Raw genomic sequence first — 5,817 nt, 5'->3', positions numbered from 1 at the left:
CTTCGCTCGAAAACGCTATAGCGGGATTTCTCCTCCCGAACCACATGGGCTGGTCGCCGGTCCCACTGATTTTGCCGGATTCCAGTCGGCCGAACGTCTTTGGTATAAGGCTGCGGCATAGCGAAGACAGGATGGTCTGAGTGGCACACGACGGCGCAGAGGACGACAAATCCGGAGGAGTCTTTACTCATCCGGATCCGATTGTCGATGAAGCGCTCGAATGGCTCGCCCGCCGTCAGAACGCGCCGCTGGAGCTGGCGGAACAACGGCAATTTCACGAATGGCTGCTGCGCAGCCCGCGCCACGGCGAAGAGTATCGTTATCTCGAGGCGATGTGGGGATCCCCTGAACTCAGGAAAGCGGCTGAAGGGATGCCAGCCGCCGCGCGCGGTTCAATGAACCGCCGCCGGCTGCTCTCGGCCGCGCGCTACGCTCACTCGTGGTCACTGCGTGGCGTCGCTGCCGCCGCCATCCTCATGATCGCCATCGGCGCGTGGCAATATCCGGCTCTGATGTTGCGGTGGCAAGCCGATTTCATCACGGCAACAGGCGGCCGGGCGCAAGTCTCGTTGCCGGACGGCTCGACGATGCTTCTAAACACCGCTTCGGCCGTGTCGATTGACTTCACCAATGGGCAGCGACACGTGACCCTTCTGGAAGGCGAAGCCTTCTTCGATGTGCGGCACGATCCGGCGCATCCGTTCCGTGTTGCGGGTCACTATGGGGAAACGGAGGTGAAGGGTACGGCCTTTGCCGTCAGGACGGAAAGTGATCAGGACACCATCGTTCTTGAGCGCGGCCGCGTCGAGGTCAGCCGGTTGTCGGATTCCGGCGACCATGTCGAACTCGATCCCGGTGAGATGGTGACGGCCACCGCGAAGGCTCTCTCCGCTGTTGCCAGGCGTGACCCGTCGGAGATTCTCGCCTGGCGCGAAGGTCGCATCATATTCGAGAATCAACGCCTGGCGCGCGTGCTCGATGAGTTGCGTCGCTATTACGACGGGATCGTCATCGTCGCCGACGCGCGGGTGGGTGATCTCGTCGTCACCGGCAACTATCGTCTTGATGACGTGCCCGGCGCCATTCGTACGCTTGCCGATGCGGCGGGCGCGACCATGAACCGTCTGCCCGGCGGAATCATCCTCCTGCGATAGCACCGGTTTTTTTTGCCGGATCGTCCCATGTCGAACGTCATCTGTTCGAGGGCGAGGCGCGCACGCAGCGCGGGACCGACCCTCGATTGAATCAGAGGGCGGGCTTGAAGATGAGGCAGGGCGACCTGAACGGCGGCAGCGGACGCGGCGAACGCGTGATAAGAGGACGACGTTATCTATCGTTCCTGCTCTCCACGGCAATGATCGGTTTTACCGGCATGCTCGGCGTCGCGCCTGCGTGCGCGCAACAAACGCGCCAGGCGGTGACTTCTCAGCCGGTGAATTTCTCGATTCCCGCGCAGCCGCTGTCGTCGGCGATCAACGCGTTCATCCGCGCAACGGGCTGGCAGATCAGCTACTCGTCGCAGCTTGTACATGGCAAGACATCGGTCGCCGTGATCGGCGCCATGCCGCCGTCGTCGGCGCTGCAACGCCTTGTCGTGGGCACCGGCCTCAGCGTACGGATCGGGGGTCCGGGTTCCGCCGCATTGGTCGGCGCGGCCGATGCGGCGGTTGCCCCGGTCGCCGGCGCGATCTCGCTCGACACCATCGACGTGCAGGGCGCAACTCGGCCCGGCAGAACCGAGGGCACCGAGTCCTACACGACGAGTCAGTCTTCCTTCGGTAAAGGACAGACGCTGAGGGAGTTGCCGCAGACCGTCACGGTGATGACGCACCAGCGCATGCGGGATCAGGGGCTGAGGACGCTGGACGATGTCATGGAGTACACGCCCGGCATCACAGTGGAGCAACAAAGCAGTTCAAGCTCGGGTTTCTATTCGCGGGGTTTCGAGATCACGAACTTCCAGGTCGATGGCAACAGTCCCCTGTCGGCACGGTCATACAGCCAAGTCTATGCTGGCGGTCTGACCACATCGCAAGCGGACCTCGCCATGTACGACAGCGTCGAGGTGCTGCGTGGCTCCGATGCGCTCTATGGTGTTTCAGGCGCGCCCGGCGGCGTTATCAATCTCGTGCGCAAGAAGCCGACCAGCCAGTTTCAGATGAATGCGCTCGCCAGAGGCGGAAGCTGGAATAACTATCGAGGCGAGTTGGACGTCAGTGGGTCTCTCAACGCGAACGGCGCCGTTCGCGGACGCTTCGTCGGCGTCTATGAGGATCGGGAATTTTTCTACAATGTCGCAAAAAGCAACAAGTACCTGCTCTATGGAATTGTCGAAGCCGACGTCACCGACAGCACGATGCTGACCTTCGGCAGCGACGTCATGCGTCAGGATGGTTCTAACTGGCGTTATGGCCTGCCGCGCTTCTCGAATGGGGCAGACATCGGCTTGCCGCGCAGCACGTTTCTCGCTCCTGACGAAAATCGCTGGCTGAGGACCACCACCAAGCAGTTCGTTCGCCTTGATCAGGAACTCGGAGACAAATGGACCCTGGGAATCGAGGCGTCGCGAGCGCACAGCAAGGTGGATGAAAAAACTCAGATCTTCTGGGGCGCGATTGATCCGATCACTTTGTCCGGCCTTCGCAGCGCTACTGGCCACGGCAGTCAATTTTATCGTAACGAAACCCAGAGCACGTTGGATGCCGTGTTGAAGGGATCATTCCATCTGCTTGGCAGGGACCACAAGCTGACATTGGGTGCGAATGTAATCCGATATGACAGTGGCGTAGAAAGCCATCGCCGCAACGGCGGCACCATATTCGTTCCGAACATATTCGAGTTCGATCCAGCGAACTATCGGTTCGATGACCCATACTTCCGAACCAGTCAGTCGACGACAAAAATCACGCAAAAAGGGCTCTACGGGTCGCTGGCGGCGAAAATCGCTGATCCGCTCACGCTTATCGTCGGTGGGCGGTTGAGCTGGTACAATTACGACGATGTCTTCACTTCCTTTGACAGGAATACGGGGAACATCACGGGCACGGAACTTACAAGGTTCGACGATAACAAGGTTTTTACGCCTTCCTTGGGCCTGGTGTATGATTTCTCAACACACTGGTCCGCTTATGCGAGCTTTGCCGAGACCTATCAGCCTCAGGCCAGTTCTCTCAGCGGGCCATTACCCGGAACACCGCTCGGTCCCGTCACGGGGCGCACTTATGAGACCGGCGTCAAAGGCAGCCTGCTCGACGGGCGCCTGAATACGAGCATCGCGCTTTATCATGTCAACCGTAACGGCGAGGCGGTGCCCGACCCGGCCTATCCGCCGGTTACCGGCGACCTGGGCCGCAATTGCTGTTTCCTCGGTCAGGGCCGCATTGTCAGCCGGGGCGTGGATGCCGAGGTCAGTGGCGAGATCGCCGAGGGGTGGCGGGTTCAGGCAGGTTATACCTTCAACGACAATGAGAATATTGCGGCAGGCGGCCGTTACAGCACGGTGACTCCCAAGCACCTGTTCAAGCTGTGGACGACTTATGCGCTTCAGGGGCCGCTCGATGGGTGGAAAGTCGGCGGCGGCGTGACCGCGCAAAGCTCCTTCTACCGGAAGGGAGAGGCGAGAACATTAAACCCGAATACCGGAGAGTATGACGGACCTATGGCCCCGTTTGAGTTTACCGAGCCGGGCCGCGCGGTGGTTGATCTGTACGTGGAGTACAAGATTAATCAGCACTGGACCGCGACGCTCAACGTCAACAATGTCTTCGACAAGCGATATTACCAGACTGTGGGATACGCGGACACCTCCAACTGGTACGGCGCGCCCCGTAATTTCCTGCTGAGCGCGCGGGCGAGGTTTTAAGCATCACACGCGGCGGCTTCAGCGCGGCTGAGAACGAGTTCGATGTCAGGCAGCTGATCGTCAGCAGGCGGGGCACGGCCTTCGATGCCGTTTCCCGTTGTGCGGGCGGAGCGGTCTCAATATCGGTGGCACAGCACGACGGGAGGTCGCCTCGTTGAAGATCCTCCGCTCCATGACGACCCAGGCGGGATAACAGCTTCGTAGCGCCATATGCACCGTGTTCACGTGTGAAACGCGAAGGTGTGGGGACTCTCATTCTTGCAATCCATCCGTGCGGGCCGGCGCGGATGATATTAGCTGCCGCGGTCCCGTCGCTCAGAATGGCTTTATCGCGGAGCGGTACATTCTGCGAAGTTTATCGTTTTCTTTTGCTGCTGATTGTGAGGATCACTCCGCTTCGCCAATATAGGGCGAAACGACTCTCGATCGATGCAATTGAAATGGTGAAGCCGTGGGAAAAAGCAGCGCCGCGATTATTGACTTTCAGCCTTATCTGGAGCGGCGCAGGTGCGCAGCGAAATCCGGAGGAGCCTGTGGTCCGTCATCGGCCAGCCAATTCCCATACGCTTTTCCGTTCATGTGGCTGACGGTGCCTGTCGTCATTGTGTTCCCGACATGGGTATCAAGGCCCGGATCCACGGAGTCCGGCCCGATCATCGCATGAGCAAGCTCGGCACGAGCCAGATTTACCATCAAGGCGATGGAAGCGGTCTGGATTGCATTGAACTGCCGGTGATTGTTGGAAAGAACCTGCGCCGAATCCGGTTGCGGCAAGGCTTGTCGCTCGAGCGCCTGGCCAAGCAATCGGGCGTGAGCCGCGCCATGCTTGGCCAGATCGAAACAGGAAAGAGCACGCCGACCATCGGTCTGCTTTGGAAGATCTGCACCTCGCTCACTGTTCCGTTCGCCAGCCTGATAGCCGTCGGCAATCCGGAAGGAATCATCGTACTGCGCCGCGATGGCTCGAAGCTGTTGTCATCCAATCAGGGCCAGTTCACCTCCCGGGCTCTGTTTCCGTTCGATAGCGAACGACGAACTGAGTTTTATGAACTCCGGCTCGCTCCGCTCTATTGCGAAAACGCCGAAGCTCATGCGGCAGGAACCCGCGAGAATCTGGTGGTTGCCAAGGGATCGGTCGAAATCGCCGTCGGATCGGCGCGGCCAACGACTCTGAGAGAGGGAGACGCCATGCTGTTCGAGGCGGACGTTCCGCATGCATACCGCAATCTCGGCACAGACGAGGCAGTTCTGTATCTGGTGATGACCTACGCGCAGATGATTGGCTGAGGCCGGCGCGCAACCCGGCGTATTCGCGGCCACTACTCGCCCAGCCTGAAACAAAACAAGGGCAGAACCAGTCTGCCCTTGTTCGAACTTCACCGGCTCGTTCGATATCGTCAGGCGGCCTTGGCCGGCATGACGCACATCATCGCCATCCCGCCGCAACACATCATCATCGGCATGCCGTTGTTCGCCATGTTCATCATGTTCTGGCCGCACTGCATGAACATGTCCTTCATGGACGCATCCATGGGCTTCATCTCGCAGGTCATGCCGTTGGCCGTCATCGTGCAGGTCATCTGGCACATCATGGTCGGCATCGACATCATGCCTCCCATCGGCATCATGCCGCCCATCGGCATCATGCCATTCATCATCATGGGCGACATCATAGGTGAGGCGCCGCCCATCATGGGCATCATCATCTGCATCGCTGGAGTCATGTGCTTGTCCCTTCAAGAGGTGAATGATCTCTAACTATCGATCCAGATGGTATATACTCCTAATTCGAGCTTCAATTAGGGATTGTTCGTGCTGTTCGCTTTCCTCCAATAAGGTGCCGGACCGTCCAATACAGTAGCCGGGTGCGCTGTGATAACGGCGATTCGTCCAGGATATTAGACGGCTTGGAAAATCGAACGAATCTCCAAGACGAGATGCGTTCTTCACCAAGC

General features: G+C 59.3%; 4 protein-coding genes. All 4 read left to right on the top strand.

Going from position 1 to position 5,817, the window contains the following annotated elements; all coding sequences use genetic code 11:
- The first annotated feature begins 140 nt into the window (after positions 1–140).
- The 4 genes from NWI01_RS16950 (at position 141) to NWI01_RS16935 (ending at position 5,620) form a co-directional block, all read left to right on the top strand.
- Complete coding sequence (locus NWI01_RS16950) at positions 141–1,154, top strand: FecR family protein (RefSeq protein WP_141385155.1); 1,014 nt, start codon at positions 141–143, stop codon at positions 1,152–1,154.
- Between the two features lie 110 nt (positions 1,155–1,264).
- Complete coding sequence (locus NWI01_RS16945) at positions 1,265–3,862, top strand: TonB-dependent siderophore receptor (RefSeq protein WP_141385154.1); 2,598 nt, start codon at positions 1,265–1,267, stop codon at positions 3,860–3,862.
- Positions 3,863–4,522: 660 nt separating this feature from the next.
- Positions 4,523–5,149 (top strand): helix-turn-helix domain-containing protein, encoded by a 627-nt coding sequence (locus tag NWI01_RS16940; RefSeq protein WP_141385153.1) that lies wholly within the window; start codon positions 4,523–4,525, stop codon positions 5,147–5,149.
- A gap of 129 nt (positions 5,150–5,278) precedes the next feature.
- Positions 5,279–5,620, top strand: a complete 342-nt coding sequence (locus tag NWI01_RS16935; protein WP_141385152.1) for a hypothetical protein — start codon at positions 5,279–5,281, stop codon at positions 5,618–5,620.
- Positions 5,621–5,817: the final 197 nt, after the last annotated feature.

Origin of the sequence: Nitrobacter winogradskyi, assembly GCF_006539545.1 — a bacterium.
Taxonomy (GTDB): domain Bacteria; phylum Pseudomonadota; class Alphaproteobacteria; order Rhizobiales; family Xanthobacteraceae; genus Nitrobacter; species Nitrobacter winogradskyi_A.
This window is presented reverse-complemented; position numbering and strand designations above follow the sequence as displayed.